The organism is Allokutzneria oryzae (assembly GCF_042429765.1).
GTDB classification, from domain to species: domain Bacteria; phylum Actinomycetota; class Actinomycetes; order Mycobacteriales; family Pseudonocardiaceae; genus Allokutzneria; species Allokutzneria oryzae.
The window spans coordinates 19,395-35,087 of sequence record NZ_JBHLZU010000008.1; the positions used below are offsets into that span (position 1 = coordinate 19,395).

Below are 15,693 nucleotides of genomic sequence, written 5' to 3' on the forward strand. Positions count from 1 at the left end.
GGGGCCGAAAACTCGGAGAACCCGCGTGCTCAACCAGTGAGCGCACCCCACCTACCTTGCTATTCAACCTGACGGTTGACTACAGGGGAATCCGAGATGACGAGCCCCGCCCATCAGCACGCGGAGAGCGCGGCGCGGTTCACCGGCCTGGTCGAGTCCGCCTCGTCGTTTCGGACCTGGCCGACCAGTCTGTTCGAACAGCACCGCGTCGACGGCGTCGGGCTCCCCTACGGCCACGAGGTCCGGCTGAACTACATCCCCAAGGACTACGTCTCGGGCCAGGACACCTTCGACAAGTGGGTGTGGCTCGACCGCCCCTTCGACAACGGCAAGACCTGGACGCAGATGGGCGGGGACGTCAAGTGGCGCGCCTGCATCAAGGAGCGGGTGTTCCACTGCGCGGGCTGGCACTGAGCAGCGGCTGACCGGCCGCGTACCGGCGGAGGAACACCGCGGTCGGGGTGTCGGCCGACGCGACGACCTCGGGCGTGCCCTCCGCGAGGATCGCGCCGCCGTCGGGTCCCGCTCCGGGGCCGAGGTCGATGACCCAGTCCGCGGACGCGGCGACGGGGATGTCGTGTTCGGCGACGACGACGGTGTTGCCGGAGTCGAGCAGAACGTCCAGCGCGTCGACCACGCGCTGGACGTCGGAGGGGTGCAGGCCGGAGACGGGTTCGTCGACCACGACGAGCCCGGCTGCGCGCCCGGCGGCTCCGCGTTGAATCGCCGACGCCAGCTTCAGCCGCTGTGCCTCGCCGCCGGAGAGTTCGGTGGCGCTCTGGCCGAGCTGGAGGTAGCCGAGGCCGACCTGGTTCAGCGCGCCCAGGGTCTCGGCGAGCTGACGCGGCTCGGTGAGGCGCTCAACGGCCTCGGCGACGGTCAGCTCCAGCACCTGGTCGATGGCCAGGCCCTGGTAGGTGATCTCCAGGGCCTCGGGCCGGTAGCGGCGACCCTCGCACGCGTCGCAGGCCACCCACACGTCCGGCAGGAAGTGCATGTCGACGAGCTTGCGCCCGTAGCCGGTGCAGGTCTCGCAGCGCCCGCCGCCCGCCGTGTTGAAGCTGAACCAGGACGCGGTGAGCCCGCGCTCGCGCGCGGTGTCCGTTGCGGCGAACAAGCTGCGCACGACGTCGAAAGCCTTGCTGTAGGTGGCCGGGTTGGAGCGCGGCGTCCGTCCGAGCGGCTCCTGGTCGACGACGGCGACCCAGCCGAAGCCGTCGAGTCCGCGTACCTCGCCCACCACGTCGGTCGGGGCGTTGTGCGGTTCGGTTCCGGCGAGGGCGGCCGTGACGCCCGCACCGAGCGCGCTGAGCAGGCTGCTCTTGCCGCTGCCGCTCACCCCGGCCAGGCAGGTGAGACGGCCGACGGGGAAGCGCACGTGCTCGGCGATCACGTTGTGCGCGTGCAGACCGCGCAGTTCCACCCAACCGGTTTCCCGCACCGGGCGCGGGGTTCGGCGCAGGCGCGGTCCGGCTCCCGCGAGGTAGCGGCCGGTGAGCGACCGCGGGTGTTCGGCGACGGCGGCGGGCGGGCCCGACACCAGGACCTCGCCGCCGAGCCTGCCCGCGCCCGGGCCCATGTCGATCACCCAGTCGGCTCGGGCGATCAGCTCGGGGTCGTGCTCGACGAGCAGGACCGTGTTGCCCGCCTCGCGCAGTTCGAGCGCGATGTCCAGCAGCTGCGCCTTGTCCGCGGGGTGCAGCCCGTTCCCGGGCTCGTCGAGCACGAAGACGATGCCGCTCAGCTCGGTGCTCAGCTGCGCGGCGAGCCGGGTCCGCTGCAGCTCACCGCCGGAGAGCGTCGCCGCGCTCCTGGACAGCTGCAGGTGCGCGAGGCCGAGCCGGTCGAGGATGCCGAGCCTGCGGTCGAGGTCCTGCAGCAGCGGCTCCCCCACCTCGCGCCGCCGTTCGTCCAGCTCGTCGGCGACGCGCCGCGCCCACTCGCGGACCCGCCGCACCTCCACCTCGATCAACTCCGGGTAGGACAGCCCGCCGAGCCGCACCGAGCGCGCCGCCACGTCGTAACCGCTGCCCGCGCAGGCCTCGCAGGGCTGCTTGCGCATGTACCGCAGGTAGCGCTGTTTCGCGCTGGAGGTCTTGGCGTTGACGAACACCCGCTCCACCTCGGCCAGCGCGCCCTTCAGCGGCTGGTTCCAGGTGAAGGTCATCTGCGCGGTCTCGTGCTTGTTCGGAATGTCGACGGAGGCAACGACTTTCTCGTCACCGGTGCCGTGGAGCACGGAGTGCCGGAACGCCTCGGGCAGCGACCGCCACGGCCGGCTGAGGTCCACTCCTCGCTTCTCCGCGAGCGCGGGCACGAACGCGTGCTCGCCCGACCGCCACTTCTCGAACCACGGCGACGCGCCCTCGAACAGCGGCAGCTCGGGGTGCGTGACGATCAGTTCCTCGCGCGCCTGCCAGCGCCCGCCGACGCCGTGGCACTCCGAGCAGCCGCCCTCCGGCGTGTTCCGGTCGAAGTGCGAGGTCGTGAGGTGCGCGTCCCCGTCGATGCCCGGCAGGCGCGAGTACAGCAGCCCCAGGTGTCCGTCGATGCCGGTGATCGTCGCGACCGTGGAGCGCGGGTTGCGGTTGAGGCGGCGCTGGTCGACCGCGAGTGTCGCGCCGAGGCCGAGCACGCGGTCCACCTTCGGCCGGTTCCGCTGGGTGATGTACTGGCGCACGAACGGCGAAAGCCCTTCCAGGTACCGCAGCTGGGCCTCGTTGTGCAGCGTGTCCACGGCGAGCGAGGTCTTGCCGCTGCCGCTCACCCCGGTGAAGGCGACCAGGTTCCCCTTGGGGATGCGCACGGACACGTCTCGCAGGTTGTTCGTGCGAGCACCGACCACTTCGATCGACTCGCTCTTCTCAACGCTTCTCACGGCGACCATCGTCGCCGCGAAACCTGACAACCCGTGTCAGCGTTTCGTTCAGCTCCGGCCGCGCCGCCGCTGAGCGCGTGCGACCGCCCGCACCGGAGACGGCTCGGCGCGGGCGGCTCTTCTGGATGAGATCACTGGGCGGTGATCTGGTTCATCAGGTTGCCCATGTCAGGGGCGACCCACTCCTCGGCGACCTTGCCGTCGGCGAAGCGGTAGTACTCGACGCTCCAGAAGTCCACCGAGCGCCCGGTGGCCGCAACGCCGTTGAACTCACCGTTGTGCGTACCGCGGAAGCGAGCGCGGACGGCGACCTGGTCACCGGCGGCGGTCATGTGCTCGACCTCGATCTGCAGGTCCGGGAAGCCCTTCAGCATGGCCTCGGCCCCCATCCGCCAGACCTCCCTGCCGCGGACCGGCTCGGGCAGCCCGGGCAGGTTGGCGACGAAGTCCGGGGTCAGCATCTCCACGCAGGCTTCGAGGTCCCCGCTCACCAGCGTCTCGTACGCGGTGCGCATCGCGGCCATGTTCCTCTCGGCGACGGCGTCCATGTCGGTTCCCTCCTTCGTGACCACCACGCGGTAGCATGGTGAATATGAAACATGATGAACATAGTACATCATCTCTCCGCGAACCGTCCTCCGGAGCGCTGTCACCCCGCGTGACACTGGACATGCTGCTGCGGGCAACGGAGCTGATCACCGAGGACATGACCACCGCGCTGCGCGCCGACGGGCTCACCCAGGCCAGGGCCAAGGCGCTGTGGGGGGTGGCCGCCCGCGCCCCGCTCACCCAGCGCGAACTGGCCGACGCGCTGGAGGTGACGCCGCGCAACGTCACGACACTGGTCGACGCGCTTGAGGAGGCCGGGTTCGTCGCGCGCGGCTCGCACCCCGACGACCGCAGGGCGATCTGGGTCGACCTGACGAAGAAGGGCCGCACGGCCGTGGCGCGCATGGAGAAGGCCGCCGACCAGCTGGCCGAGCAACTCTTCGGCGGGCTCTCCCCCGAGGAGCTGGCCGCCGCGACCCGCGCGCTCGCCAGCGTGGCCGAGCACTTCACCGCCTGAGGCGCCGACGGTGCGCCTGCCCCACTGCGGTGCGGTGCGGGTGTTGACTCTCTCCCAGTGGGAGGGTCGAGCCTGGTACCCGTCGGACCGGCGCCACGAGCAGAGCAGGAAGCACATGATCATCGAGAACGTCTCGTTCCCCTCCGGGCAGCACTGCGAGACCACCGCGCTCGGCGCGCTGCTGCGCCACGACGGGATCGAGCTGTCCGAGCCGATGCTGTTCGGCCTCGGCGAGGGGCTCGGCTTCGTCTACTGGGACGCGAAGAACATGGACTTCCCGTTCCTCGGCGGGCGCGTGAAGCCGACCCTGATCACCAGGACGGTTGCCGAGCGGCTCGGTCTCCAGCTGCACGTCCAGGAGACCGGCTCCACCCGCAAGGCCTGGCAGAACGTCACCGACGCCCTCGATTCCGGACGCCCCGTGGGACTCCAGCTGGACTGCTACCACCTGGAGTACTTCACCTCGAAGGTGCACTTCGGCGGCCACTTCGTCGCGATGTACGGCTACGACGACGCCCGCGCGCACCTGATCGACACCGCTCAGCAGGGCGGCGCCGTGACGACATCGCTCGCGAGCCTGGAACGCGCCCGTGGCGAGCGCGGTCCGATGACCGCGCGGAACCTCTCCTTCACCGTGACCGCCTCCGAGCGTCGACCCGCACTGGGCGAGGCGATCCGGAAGTCCGTGCGCGCCAATGCCCACGCGTTCCTCAACCCGCCCATCGCCAACCTCGGCCACAGGGGTATCGGCAAGGCCGCGCGCCAGGTGCTCGGCTGGCTCGACCGCGCCGCTTCGCCTGCGCGCGATCTGCCTCTGGCCGCGACGCTGATGGAACGCGGCGGGACCGGAGGGGCGCTGTTCCGCGCCCTGTACCGCGACTTCCTCGCCGAGAGCACGTCGCTCGTGGACGACGAGAACCTCCGTGCCGGGCACCAGCTCTACGCCGAGATCGCTCCGCTGTGGACGGAGGTTTCCGAGCACATCGCCGCGGCCGGTGCTCGCAGTGACGCATCCGCTCTGCGGCGCGCATCGGAGATCCTCACCGACCTCGCTTCTCGGGAGCGCCGCGCCATGCAGGTCCTGAGCACCGTCCGCGCCGCATGAGCGGTCCGGGGGTCAAGCGCCGACGGTGAGGACTGCGAGCCAGAGGCCGAGGACGGAGAGGGCGATCGACAGGGGGACGGTGAGCAGGCCGAGCCGGGTGAACTCGCCGAGGTCGGGCTGGATGTCGTGCTGGTGCACGATCCGCCGCCACAGCAGGGTGGCCAGCGAGCCGACGTAGGTGAGGTTGGGGCCGAGGTTCACGCCGATCAGCACGGCCAGCACCACCGGCGTCCCGGCGACGGCGGCCAGGGGCAGCAGCACGAGCACGGCGGGCAGGTTGTTGATCAGGTTCGCCACGACGGCGGCGATGCTGGCCGCGAGCAGCAGGGCGAGCAGCGAGGAACCGGTGGGCATGAGATGGCCGAGTGCGGTGGCGAGGCCGTTGTCCACCACGGCTCGGACCACGACGGCCAACGCCAGCACGAAGGCCAGGAAGGGCACGTTCGCCGCGCGCACGATGGCGAACGCGGTGGTGCGCCGACGCCGCAGCGCCCGGAAGGCCAGCGTGAGCGCTCCGGCCGAAGCGGCCCACCCGGGGCTGAGCCCGACCAGGGAGGTGACCGCGAAGCCCGCCAGGGTCAGCCCGAGCACGACGAGTGCGAACATCGGCGTCGGCACGGGCGGCGCGGGCTCCCCGGTGCGGGGCGGAGCGCTCAGGTCGGCGGAGAAGAAGCGGCGGAACACGAGGTACTCGGTAGCGACCGCGATCACCGAAGGCAGTGCCATCAGAGCGGTGAAGTGCAGAAAAGAGATGCCGGTGGCCGCGACGGCGAGCAGATTGGTCAGATTGGACACGGGCAGCAGCAGCGAAGCCGAGTTCGCCAGGTGCGCGCAGGCGTAGACGTGCGGCTTCGACCGGATCCCGAGCCGGGCGGCGGTCGCGAACACCACGGGCGTCAGCAGCACGACAGTCGCGTCCAGGCTCAGCACCACGGTGATCACCGCCGCGACCGCGAACACCGCCAGCAGCAACCGGCGTGGCTGACCAGCACTGACACGGGCCACCAGCGCTCCGGCGTACTGGAAGAGCCCTTCCTCCTCGCACAGCCGTCCCAGCACCAGCACCGCCGCGAGGAACCCGACGACGGGCGCCAGGCGGGTGACCTCGGACCACGCCTCGGGCACGGGGATCGCACCAACGGCCAGCACGAGCCCGGCAGCGGGGACGGCGACGACCGCCTCCGGCAGACCCCGGGGCCGCATCACCGCGACGATCAACACCACCAGAAGGACAGCAACGGACACGAGCTCAGCGACCCAGCCGGACAGAACGCACCTCCCCACGCGAGCGGAATCCTGGCACACCGCTGGGGGAAGCCGGATACCTACGAGGCTGTGCCGAGCAGCGGCAGGCACGGGGCCAGCCCGTGCACGGTGACCTCGGTCGCGCGGCGGCTCCGCCAGGCCCCGTCGGTGATCCGCAGCCGGTGCTCGACGGCGAGCGCTCCGCGGACGACCTGGCGCGAGGTGCCGACCTCCTCGTAACCGAGCTTGCGCGAGACCGCCAGGGAAGCCGCGTTGTCGACGAACGCGCTGGAGGACGCCTCGGCCGCGACCAATCCCTCGAAGGCAAGATCTACGTGTCGGAGCATCTGACCAGCGTGTGTCGTCGGATGGGGATCTCGATACAGCCAGCCAGGTTGCGGACGGGCCGGGACAAGGGGCCGGTGGAGCGATTTTTCCGCACCCTGCGGGAAAATCTGTTGCAGGCGCTGCCGGGCTGCAAGGGCCCGGACGTCCATTCTCGCGGGTCGACTCCCGAGGCGGACGCGTTCTTCTTCCTCGACGAACTCGAAGCGATCATCCGCGAATGGGTCGCGACGGCCTACCACCACTAGCCACACCGCAGCCTCTCCGCAGGACTCAGATCCCCCGTCACCTTCTTCTTCGTGATTCCCGATGAGGGAGCTGTGGTCACCGAGCCAGCACGACTTCGTCCCAGTCAAAGGCGTGATCCCAGCGGCACCACCGGACTCGGCGGCATCGCCGGACCACCCACACGCCGCGCCGCGGTCAGACGGCTTCCAGGACGAAGAACAGGAAGCTCAGGAAGGCCCCGGAGGGGAACCTCGCCATCTCGTCGGGGAAGAGTTCGCGGGCTTCCGGCGCCGGGGGCGGCTCGCTGATGACGGCCGTGCGGAAGCCGGCCGCGGTGAAGGCGTCGGTCATCGCGTGCAGCGGCCGGTGCCAGAAGGTGAGCACGGCCTTCTGGCCGTTGAAGGTGCACTCGTCGGACCACTTGCTGGTGGCGAAGTAGCTGGCTTCGGGATGGATGATCTTGAAGATGATGGGGTGGTTGACGACCACGATCAGCCGACCACCGGGCTTCACCACCCGCCGCAACTCGGCCAACGGGGCGGTCCAGTCCTCCAGGTAGTGCAGGACCAGGGCCGCGATGACATCGTCGAACGCGCCGTCGGGATACGGCAGCGGTTGGCCGATGTCGGCGACCCGAAGGTCCGTGTCGGCGCCGAGCCGCTGCCGGGCCAGCTCCACCATTTTCGCGCTGCGGTCGAAGCCGGCCACGACGGCGCCCCGGTCGCGCAGCGCCTCGGACACGGCACCGGAGCCGCACCCGGCGTCGAGAATCCGCCGACCCGCCACGTCCCCGGCCAGGTCCACGATCGCGGGCCGCGCGTAGTAGGCGTTGAGGAGGCTGGTGTCGTTCTCGACCGTGTACGCCTCGGCGAAGCTGTCGTAGTCGTTTTCCACGGCCACGTCGGTGGAACTCTTGGGATCGGCAGGCATGTTTCCCATACTGCCGAGCGATCGATCAGGATGCCAGGAGATCATCTCGACCACCAGTCGCCCGCTCGGGCAACGCGGTCCCGTCAGCCCAGGTCGACAGCTACTCCACCCATCAGACAGCGAGCGGGCCGCATTGAGTGTTGTTGATCGGTAACCGGCATCCGCTTCCCAGCTCGAACGCATGTGACTACAGGAGACAGTTGCCACCATGAGTCGTGGCGATCTGGTGTTCTGTTCGTGGATTCCAGCGATAGTTGTCACCAGTTACAGGTCCTATGTGTCACCGGCGCTAGTGCAGACATAGTTGTCAGTTGATCGAGTGATGTTGAGCGAGCATCCTGCGGTGAATGCGAGCGGACTCGGTCAGGTCGGCACACCCTTCCCAAGCCACGGTGTGCCGGGTCGCCGTGGCGACCGATGACGTTCGCCCCGTCATCTCGTCATAGTCAGCGACACCGAACTGGCGATAACCGACGCATGTCTGCTCATCCGGCCGACGGTCAGCGATGCCCGCATCCGCACGATGCTGAGTCCGTCGCCGGCCCTACTCAGCGTCCTGTGCCTCGATCAGGTCGAGGTCGCGGACGCAGAAGCCGAGGTGCTCGAAGGTCTCGTTGAGCACCGTGCCGAGGCACTGCCGCACCAGGCGGCCCCGGGCGTACGGCGGCCACACGTCGTCGTCGGGCACCGGCGCTCGCGCTGCGAGCTGCACAGCGGTGACCTCGTCGAGCCAGGCCTCGAGCTCGGCGGCCTGTGCGTCACGCACGCTCACGATCTCGTCGAGGGACGGATCGAGCGAGAGGTCAAGCCCGTGCGCTCCACGGTAGGGCTCGACGGTCGTCCCGATGCCCATCGGCGTGAACAGCTCCTTCGAGCCCAGGCAGCAGCGGCGGAACCACGAGTCGTGGACGAAGACGAGGTGGCGCATCGTCTGCACCGCCGTCCACTCGTCATTAACGCTGCGGCGCTCGATGCCGGGCGTACGGCGGATGCGCTCGATCGTGGCGGCCCAGCCGGCATGGAGCTGACGCGATGCCTCACGCAGATCGGCAGGGTCCTCGGAGCGGATCAGCACCCGCACCGGATGACGCCGGTCGAGCTCTGCCTCGACGTACTCGGTGACCTCGACACCGTTCACCACGAGGTTGGTGATGAGCCCGTCGATCACGGCATCCTGCATGACGACGCCGATCAGGCGTGCCCCGGTCAGATCGCACTCGCGGAACTCCGCACCGTGCAGATCCTCGTCGACATACCGCGTCATGCTCCGCATACTAGGTCCGAGCACCGACAAGCCGGCCTCCCCGGCTTGATTTGGCCTCTTCCAGGTCCTGACCGAGCGCGAAGAACGCAACAGCGTCGCGATCGCCTCCAACGAATCCTTCTCCGGATGGACCAAGACTGATCACTTCCGCGTCCTCCTCCTGGTGCGTGGTCGAACGAGCAGTGTGGACAGAGCGCCTTGCGTGTCGCACCGCGCACAATCCGCCTCTGCGAAGGGAGAACGAGCATCGGCGGTGGCCGACGGCAGCGCCTGTTGCCGGGCTGCCCGGTCACGGTGGGCATCCGGTTCGCCGACGTCGGGCGACGCCAGGACGTGAACGGCCTGGCCGGGAGATCGAAAACGTCTGCGCACCAACGACTTCCCCACGCGTTACTGTGTCTCGCATGCCTAGGCAGCCCTATCCGCTTGACCGCGTCACGCCTGAGCGCATTGCCGAGACAGCCTTGGCGATCCTGGACAGCGCAGGTCCGGGCGCACTGAGTTTCCGTTCGCTGGCCCAGCATCTCGGTGTTTCGCACATGACGATCTACCGACGGTGCAGCGACCTGGACGGACTGCTGGACCTGTGCGTGGACCACCTCGCCGCCTACCTGCCCGACTCCGTTCCCGGCAGTGACTGGGCGCGGGTGACCGAAACGAGGTTCACCGGGCTCTACATCCTGCTGACCACGCACCCCGGGTTGATGGCGTTGCGAGGCGCTCGGCCGTGGCTGGGTGAACAATTGCTCCGACGACTGGTCGAACCCGCTGTCGGCGACAACATCGCCGTCGGGATGAGCGCGCAGGAGGCGGTCCTGACGTATCGGCGAATGTATCTGCTCACCCTTGGATGTGCGAGTTTCGTCGACCATCGCAATCCGAACACCGTCATCGCCAATGTGCGTACGACGATCACAGGTCTGGACCCGCAGGAGTTTCCTGCCCTGACAGGGAATCTGGAGGCGATCCTGCCGATCATGAGCGACGACGAGATCTACTACGGCGCCCTGCGCCAGCTCATCCGCAGTGCCCGGCCCGAGACCTCCGAACCCCCTGCTGGTTCCCACCATCGACGCGGCTGACGCTGGGGTCGGGGTGAGCACCACCATCAGCTCCAACAAGCCAGGCTCACCGCGCCGGCTGGCAGTCAAGTCAGCATGGTGCTCCCGGCCTGTGTGTGGTGTTCCGTCGCGCCGGTCCGGCCAAGCGTCTTTCCAGGACTCGACCTGAACGCGAAGCGCTCGGCTGGGCCGTCCCAGCCGGGCGCTTCGCCACCTTCCTGGCCGAAAGCAGTCGACCACCGGTGCCGCGCCGTCCCCTGCGATCCGCCGGCGGGCCGGGTTCCGGCGAGGGTTCAGCGCGAGCGGCGGTGGTCGGCGTCGTCGCGCACGGTGCCTTCGGTGTCGATGCGTTCCTTGCGGACTTCACCCGCGACGGTCTCGGTGTCGGTGACCTGTTCCTTCTCCAGGCGGACCCGCTCGACCGGGACGGTCTCGGTGCCGACCACCGGGCGTTCCTCGTGCAGGGTGACCTCGTGCTCGGCCTCGGAGACCTCCGGGCCGGACAGAGGCTGTTCGCGGTTGGCTTCGGTGATCGGTTCGCGCTCGACGCGGACCTCCTCGCGGGTGAGCGGCACGTGGACCTGCTCGGTTTCGGTGACCACGTACTTGCGCAGCCGGGCACGGCCGACTTCGTGCTGCTCGGTGCCCACCCGCAGGTGCTCCTCGGAGCGGGTCATCGCGTCGTCGGTGGCCTGACCGGGGGCGCCGCGACCGGCATTGACGTCGGTGTGGTCACTGCAGTTGAGGCCGTAGTAGCTGTAAAGGCGCTGTTCCTCGTCAGCGTCGAGGTGCCGGCCGTCGGGATCGATGGAGGGGCGTTCTTGACATGGTCCTTGGCGTAGGGGCTGTTCAGGTCGCCACCCTGGGTGCCGCGCAGCCCCTTCACGGGCAGGAACGACTGCTTGAGCCCGAGCAGGCCGGTGGTGACCGAGATCCACTCCAGGCGGCCGGTCCAGTCGTCGAGCCAGACCTGCTCGACGGTGCCGATCTTGTTCCCGGACGGTGGTAGACAGCCGGCCAGCCCAGTCGGTGATGTTGTCCTGGGTTCTGCTGGTCATGGCTGATCTCATTCCTGGCTTCGCTTGTCTTGCGTCGATCCCCCTAACACGTAAAGATCTCTAGCTCGCGAGGACCGGAGTGGCCCAACGCTCAGCTGGCCAGCCCACGCAGTCGTAGAGCTGCAGGAAGGCACCCTCCGCCTGGTTTCCGCCCTGGTTGTCCATGCACCGCCCGGAAGGGATCGACACGAGTGTCCCGTTAGGACGGTGCACCCACGACTGAGTGGGTTTGGCCTGGCAGGCGCCGATGATCATCCCGTTGCCGTTGTCACCACCCGCGACGTCGAGGCAGTTGCTCTGCGCCCAGATCGAGCCGGTGCCGACGTAGGACCACACCTGCGCGTCGCCGCCGTGACAGCTCCACAGCCAGACCACGCCGCTGGTGGGGGTGCCGTTCTTGACATCGGCGCACTTGCCGATCCAGCCGACGATCGAGCCACGCCACAACGTCGGCGCGGTCAGTCGCCAGCTCTGGTTCGCGCCGCTCCCGCAGTTCTGCACGGTGAACTTCGCACCGTTGGCCAGCGACGCTGAGGTCAGGCACAGTCCGGACGCCGGGTTCACCACCGCACCGTCCTGCCGCAGCTCCCACTTCTGGCCGCTGCCCGCGGTGCACGTCGCCAGCGCCACCGCGGTGCCGGCCGCGGTGGCCCCTCCGGTGATGTCCAGGCAGCGGCTGCCGTTGCGCACCGTCGCGTCGCCGGCGAGCGCCCACACCTGGGCCATGGTGCCGTTACAGCTCCACACCGCGACGCTGAGCTTGCGGGAGTCGTTGTCGGCGACGTCGAGGCACTGCCCGGTGGTGGTGGCCAACATGCCGCTGCGTCCGCGGTCCTCGCTGAAACGCCACACCTGATCGGCGCGCGTCCCGCAGTCCTGGATCTGCAAGGCCCCGCCGTCGGCGGAGGACACGGCGGTGAGGCATCGGGTGGAGACGGGGTTGATCAGTGAGCCGTCCGGGCGCTGCACCCACTGCTGCTCCGGCGTCACGTGACAGGCGGCCAGCCCGACAGGGGCGCCCTGTGCGGCGCCGGAGGTGGCCAGGCACTTCCCGGTGTTGCTGATGGTGCCGTCACCGATGGAGGTCCACACCTGGTGCGGGGAGGTGTAGCAGCCCCACATCTGGACCTTGCCCTGGTTCGGGTCACCACCGGGCACGTCCAGGCAGGCGTTGTTCAGCCCGACCAGCGCGCCGGAGCGCACGGGCGTGTTGCGCTTGATCCGGACGTCGCGGAAGTGCACCGGTGCGGAGGCTCCGTGGTTCTGCAAGCCGATGAAGCTGTGCGCGTTGAGCCTCGCGGGGTCGGTCGTGGTGAACTGGTTGACCTTCTGACCGTTGAGCACCACGGTCACCGTGTTCCACGCGACGGTGATCTCGTAGGTGTTCCACTGCCCCACCGGCTTCGCCGCGGCGGCGTCCGGTCCCCGCCCCGGGGTGATCGCACCGGTGGCCGCCGTTCCGGTGGCGCCCGCGGGCCCGATCTGCGCCTCCAGGCCACGGGCGGCGGGAACGGCGGGGTCGGCCCCGGGGTGCGGGAACATCACCAGCACACCGGACTGCGCGGCCTCGGAGGTGGACTTCCAATCCAGCTTGACCGTGTAGTCACCGCCGAAGGTGTGGGCCGCGTACCAGGTGACGTCGTTGCCGGATTGGGTGATCAGTTCGCAGTTCTGCGACACCAGCGGGGTCATTCCGGCGGTCAGCCACGCGTCGAGGCTGGTCTCCGCGCGACCGTCGAAGGCACTGAGGAACCCCTTCTCGCCCTTGCTCGCCGGGCAACTGCCCGTCCCGGTCGGCGCCGGGCGCCCGCCGACGAAATAGCCGGCGACGTCGAGGGCCACCCTCGCCTGACCCCGCTCGTTGCGCACGCCGACCTTGCCGCTGACGCCGAGTGGGACCAGTCCGGTGTTGGCCGCGGTTTCGAGCTTGTTGAGGCCGAAGTCGGTGACCCCGGACCATCCGAGATCGGTGGGGCGCAGGGAGATCTCGGTGCCCTGGGTGTCCTCACCCGCGGTGGTGGTGAGCACGACCGCGGTCGCCGCGCGGCTGACTCCTGCCAGACCGCCGACCTGGAAGTCGGCCGTCTCGCCGTGGCCGATCGCGGTGTTGCGCAACCCGGTGCCCGTGCTGGTGTCGGCGATGCGCACGGCTTCAGGTAGCGCGACGTAGCGCGCCCCGGCGCCAGGAGCGAACCAGCCGAGCACGTCGACGATCACATGGGCGTGGCCCGCCCACGAGTGATTGCTGATGCGGATCTTGCCGTCCTCGGCGATTCCGACGATGGCCAGGTTGGAGCGGCGGTCGGTGGGCAAGCTCGGGCTGACCGTGCCGGTCCCCGTGCGGTTCTGGGTGTAGGCCCCCAGCCAGCTCTCCCCCGTGGCCTCCACCGCGGTGATGTTGACCGCCACCGCGGTGGCGTTCTGGGGAACGTCGGCGACGCCCCGGATCTGCACGGCGCGATCGGTTTGCGCCTTGAGTGCCTGGGTTCCGCTGGCTCCCGTCCACGCGCGGGTGTCCAGGACGCGGCCCGCGGTGGGCCTGGCGAAGTAGGTCGATGCGCCGGTCGCGCTGAAGTAGCCGAGCAGCTCCACTCCGACCCAGGTGTGCCCGGGTCCGCCCCGGAGTCGGATCGCCCGGTCCTTGCCGAGGGTGGCGACGAAGGTCGTGGAGGTGAAGGTCCCACCCTTGCGGACCTGCAACCCGGTGGCCTTGCTGCCCGAGGTCGTGGGGTCGCCGGGGAAGACATCGACCCGGGAGTCGATGTCGGGTCCCACCCCGGGGTCGGTGCGACCGGTGAGGGTGATCGTGACCGCGGAGGTGTCGGCGGGGACGTCGGGCATCGGCACGGTGAAGATCTGGTTCGGTGCGAGCGCGATGTTGCTGGTCCGTTTGGGTTCGGGCAGAGACGTGTAGCCGTGGCCGGTGACCACGGGCACCGTGTCGGGAGTGCCCAGTGCCAGGGTTCCGTTGCCCCACAGGTTGTCCGAGCGCTTCGGGTTGGTGCGGGAGAGCAACGCGGCCTGCAACTGGGAGGCGTCGAGTTGGGGGTTGGCGGACTTCAGCACCGCGGCGGCGCCTGCGACGTGAGCGGCCGCCGCGGAAGTGCCCACGAGCGCGCTGGTGCCGTAGGTGCTGGTGCTGACACCGGTGAATCCGGTGATGTCGGGCTTGGTCCGGCCGTCGACCGTGGGGCCGCGTCCGCTGTAGGGCGCAACAACTCCGGAATGTGGCTGGGTTCCGCCCACCGCCATGGCGTAGGCCGAGGTCGCGGGTTCGGTGATGCTGCCATCGGGGGTGGCGAACTGCAGCGGGTCGCTGGGCCCGTGCACGAAGAGCTCGAAGGGCCGGGTGAAGGGAGCGTTGTTGTTCTTGACGTAGACCCAGTACTGCTTGGCGGCCCCGTCGTCGTTGGTGAAGGTCAGCTCCTCGGTCGGCCGGGCTCCCCCTGCGACGTCGCGCTGGTTGTTCACCGAGGATGCCTTGATGTCCGGGTCGGTGGGACCGGTGGGCTTGTGATTGCCCTTCATCACATAGACGTCGAGGTCGTCGTTGGTCCTGGGCCAGGCGTCCCAGCGCAGACCGACGGTGGCACTGCGGCCTGCGGCGAGGTTGAACCCGTTGTTCTGGGTGGCACCGCTGAACTCCACGTAGCCGTCGCCGTTGGCGTCCACCGCCTTGCCCGCGAAGTGGTTCACCGCCAGGTTGCCCGCGGCGATCGACCAGAGCATGCCCGCCTCGCGGGTGCGCTTGACGACCTCCGCCGGGCTGTTCGGCTCACCCGTGCCGTCACCGCGACCGGAGGTCAGGAAGCCGACCGCGGCGGTGGTGACGTGAACACCTTGCTGTTGCAGCCACTCCGCCGCCGGGGCGAAGTCCAGCGGGCCGTCGATGCACGCGAGGTAGAGATCGGCATCCGGTGCCATGTCGTGCACGACCTCGGCCACGGCGGTTCCGTGGTCCTCGAACTTCGTCGCGTCGCGGCAGTTGGTGTTGTTCACCGCGAGCCGGGTTCCCGTTGCGGGGAGCTCTCCCGCCGACTGGGCGTCACCTAGTCCCTGGAAGCCAACGTCGATGATGCCGATCCTGACGCCCGCGCCCTTCTTGCCGTCGCGGATCCACGCGTCGGCACCCGAGGCGGCGACTCCCTCGGAGGTGATCGCCATCGGGATGGCACGTTCGGGACGTCGCACGTCTCGGACAGCGGGGTCCGCCGCGAGCGCGGCGACGCGGTGCTGCGGCACGGCCGCCTGCACTCGGCCGTCACGACCGCTGGTGACCTCGCCCCCGGCGTCGGTCACCGCCCGGCGTAGCGCCGTGTCCTGGGCGCCGTCGAGGTAGAGCAGCGCGCGTCCCTTGGCATCCCGGGGAGCAGCCTCTCCGGGACGAGCACTGGCTACGGGATGCCCCGTGCCCGGCGGGCCCGCTGCGTGGGCTGGGATGGCCACCACCGCGGCCCCCAGCAGGAAAGCCGTTGTCACAACGGCCATTCGTCGCGTGGTTGTCATCTCATTC

General features: G+C 69.4%; 14 protein-coding genes and 1 pseudogene. 6 read left to right on the forward strand and 9 right to left on the reverse strand.

Annotation, left to right across the window (positions count from 1 at the left end; all coding sequences use genetic code 11):
- Positions 1-96: 96 nt before the first annotated feature.
- Entirely contained in the window at positions 97-414 is a 318-nt protein-coding gene (locus ACFFQA_RS09650; protein WP_377851397.1) for a hypothetical protein, read from the forward strand.
- Here ACFFQA_RS09650 and ACFFQA_RS09655 read toward each other — a convergent pair.
- Both ACFFQA_RS09655 and ACFFQA_RS09660 read right to left on the reverse strand, forming a co-directional pair.
- Entirely contained in the window at positions 377-2,878 is a 2,502-nt protein-coding gene (locus ACFFQA_RS09655; protein ID WP_377851398.1) for an excinuclease ABC subunit UvrA, read from the reverse strand. The genes ACFFQA_RS09650 and ACFFQA_RS09655 overlap by 38 nt on opposite strands.
- Positions 2,879-3,009: 131 nt before the next feature.
- Positions 3,010-3,453 (reverse strand): ester cyclase, encoded by a 444-nt coding sequence (locus tag ACFFQA_RS09660; protein ID WP_377851399.1) that lies wholly within the window; start codon positions 3,451-3,453, stop codon positions 3,010-3,012.
- Positions 3,454-3,536: 83 nt separating this feature from the next.
- Between ACFFQA_RS09660 and ACFFQA_RS09665 the strand changes: the two genes are divergently transcribed.
- Positions 3,537-3,944: a MarR family winged helix-turn-helix transcriptional regulator gene (locus ACFFQA_RS09665; RefSeq protein ID WP_377851400.1), complete on the forward strand. Its 408-nt coding sequence runs from the start codon at positions 3,537-3,539 to the stop codon at positions 3,942-3,944.
- A 115-nt stretch (positions 3,945-4,059) separates the two neighbouring features.
- Positions 4,060-5,049 carry a BtrH N-terminal domain-containing protein gene (locus ACFFQA_RS09670; protein WP_377851401.1) on the forward strand — a complete coding sequence of 330 codons (990 nt, stop codon included), beginning with the start codon at positions 4,060-4,062 and terminating at the stop codon, positions 5,047-5,049.
- 12 nt (positions 5,050-5,061) lie between these two features.
- On the opposite strand, the gene ACFFQA_RS09675 is transcribed toward ACFFQA_RS09670, so the two are convergent.
- Positions 5,062-6,294, reverse strand: coding sequence for an SLC13 family permease (locus tag ACFFQA_RS09675; RefSeq protein ID WP_377851403.1), 1,233 nt, complete (start codon positions 6,292-6,294; stop codon positions 5,062-5,064).
- A gap of 80 nt (positions 6,295-6,374) precedes the next feature.
- On the reverse strand, positions 6,375-6,641 hold the full coding sequence (locus tag ACFFQA_RS09680) for a GNAT family N-acetyltransferase (protein ID WP_377851404.1): 267 nt from the start codon (positions 6,639-6,641) through the stop codon (positions 6,375-6,377).
- Here ACFFQA_RS09680 and ACFFQA_RS09685 point away from each other — a divergent pair.
- Positions 6,630-6,887, forward strand: coding sequence for a hypothetical protein (locus ACFFQA_RS09685; protein WP_377851405.1), 258 nt, complete (start codon positions 6,630-6,632; stop codon positions 6,885-6,887). The genes ACFFQA_RS09680 and ACFFQA_RS09685 overlap by 12 nt on opposite strands.
- A gap of 175 nt (positions 6,888-7,062) precedes the next feature.
- Here the strand turns inward: ACFFQA_RS09685 and ACFFQA_RS09690 are convergent, their stop codons facing one another.
- Together ACFFQA_RS09690 and ACFFQA_RS09695 are read right to left on the reverse strand one after the other, a co-directional pair.
- On the reverse strand, positions 7,063-7,797 hold the full coding sequence (locus tag ACFFQA_RS09690; RefSeq protein ID WP_377851406.1) for a class I SAM-dependent methyltransferase: 735 nt from the start codon (positions 7,795-7,797) through the stop codon (positions 7,063-7,065).
- Positions 7,798-8,341: 544 nt separating this feature from the next.
- Entirely contained in the window at positions 8,342-9,070 is a 729-nt protein-coding gene (locus ACFFQA_RS09695; protein ID WP_377851452.1) for a DinB family protein, read from the reverse strand.
- A 46-nt stretch (positions 9,071-9,116) separates the two neighbouring features.
- Between ACFFQA_RS09695 and ACFFQA_RS09700 the strand changes: the two are divergent.
- Both ACFFQA_RS09700 and ACFFQA_RS09705 read left to right on the forward strand, forming a co-directional pair.
- Positions 9,117-9,200 (forward strand): annotated as a pseudogene (locus ACFFQA_RS09700) (IS21-like element helper ATPase IstB); the annotation flags it as partial.
- 265 nt (positions 9,201-9,465) lie between these two features.
- On the forward strand, positions 9,466-10,143 hold the full coding sequence (locus ACFFQA_RS09705; RefSeq protein ID WP_377851407.1) for a TetR/AcrR family transcriptional regulator: 678 nt from the start codon (positions 9,466-9,468) through the stop codon (positions 10,141-10,143).
- A 272-nt stretch (positions 10,144-10,415) separates the two neighbouring features.
- Here ACFFQA_RS09705 and ACFFQA_RS09710 read toward each other — a convergent pair whose 3' ends face one another.
- The 3 genes from ACFFQA_RS09710 to ACFFQA_RS09720 form a co-directional block, all read right to left on the reverse strand.
- Positions 10,416-10,799, reverse strand: coding sequence for a YsnF/AvaK domain-containing protein (locus ACFFQA_RS09710; protein ID WP_377851409.1), 384 nt, complete (start codon positions 10,797-10,799; stop codon positions 10,416-10,418).
- Complete coding sequence (locus ACFFQA_RS09715) at positions 10,796-11,143, reverse strand: PRC-barrel domain-containing protein (RefSeq protein ID WP_377851454.1); 348 nt, start codon at positions 11,141-11,143, stop codon at positions 10,796-10,798. The genes ACFFQA_RS09710 and ACFFQA_RS09715 overlap by 4 nt, the downstream gene beginning before the upstream one ends.
- 97 nt (positions 11,144-11,240) lie before the next feature.
- Positions 11,241-15,668, reverse strand: coding sequence for a ricin-type beta-trefoil lectin domain protein (locus ACFFQA_RS09720; RefSeq protein ID WP_377851410.1), 4,428 nt, complete (start codon positions 15,666-15,668; stop codon positions 11,241-11,243).
- Positions 15,669-15,693 lie beyond the last annotated feature (25 nt).

Excerpts from the sequence above, each read along its gene's own strand:
- ACFFQA_RS09705 (WP_377851407.1), top strand. The coding sequence starts at position 9,466 with ATGCCTAGGCAGCCCTATCCGCTTGACCGCGTCACGCCTGAGCGCATT.
- ACFFQA_RS09650 (WP_377851397.1), top strand. The coding sequence starts at position 97 with ATGACGAGCCCCGCCCATCAGCACGCGGAGAGCGCGGCGCGGTTCACC.
- ACFFQA_RS09670 (WP_377851401.1), top strand. The coding sequence starts at position 4,060 with ATGATCATCGAGAACGTCTCGTTCCCCTCCGGGCAGCACTGCGAGACC.
- ACFFQA_RS09720 (WP_377851410.1), bottom strand. The coding sequence starts at position 15,668 with ATGGCCGTTGTGACAACGGCTTTCCTGCTGGGGGCCGCGGTGGTGGCC.
- ACFFQA_RS09690 (WP_377851406.1), bottom strand. The coding sequence starts at position 7,797 with ATGCCTGCCGATCCCAAGAGTTCCACCGACGTGGCCGTGGAAAACGAC.
- ACFFQA_RS09710 (WP_377851409.1), bottom strand. The coding sequence starts at position 10,799 with ATGACCCGCTCCGAGGAGCACCTGCGGGTGGGCACCGAGCAGCACGAA.
- ACFFQA_RS09695 (WP_377851452.1), bottom strand. The coding sequence starts at position 9,070 with ATGCGGAGCATGACGCGGTATGTCGACGAGGATCTGCACGGTGCGGAG.
- ACFFQA_RS09680 (WP_377851404.1), bottom strand. The coding sequence starts at position 6,641 with ATGCTCCGACACGTAGATCTTGCCTTCGAGGGATTGGTCGCGGCCGAG.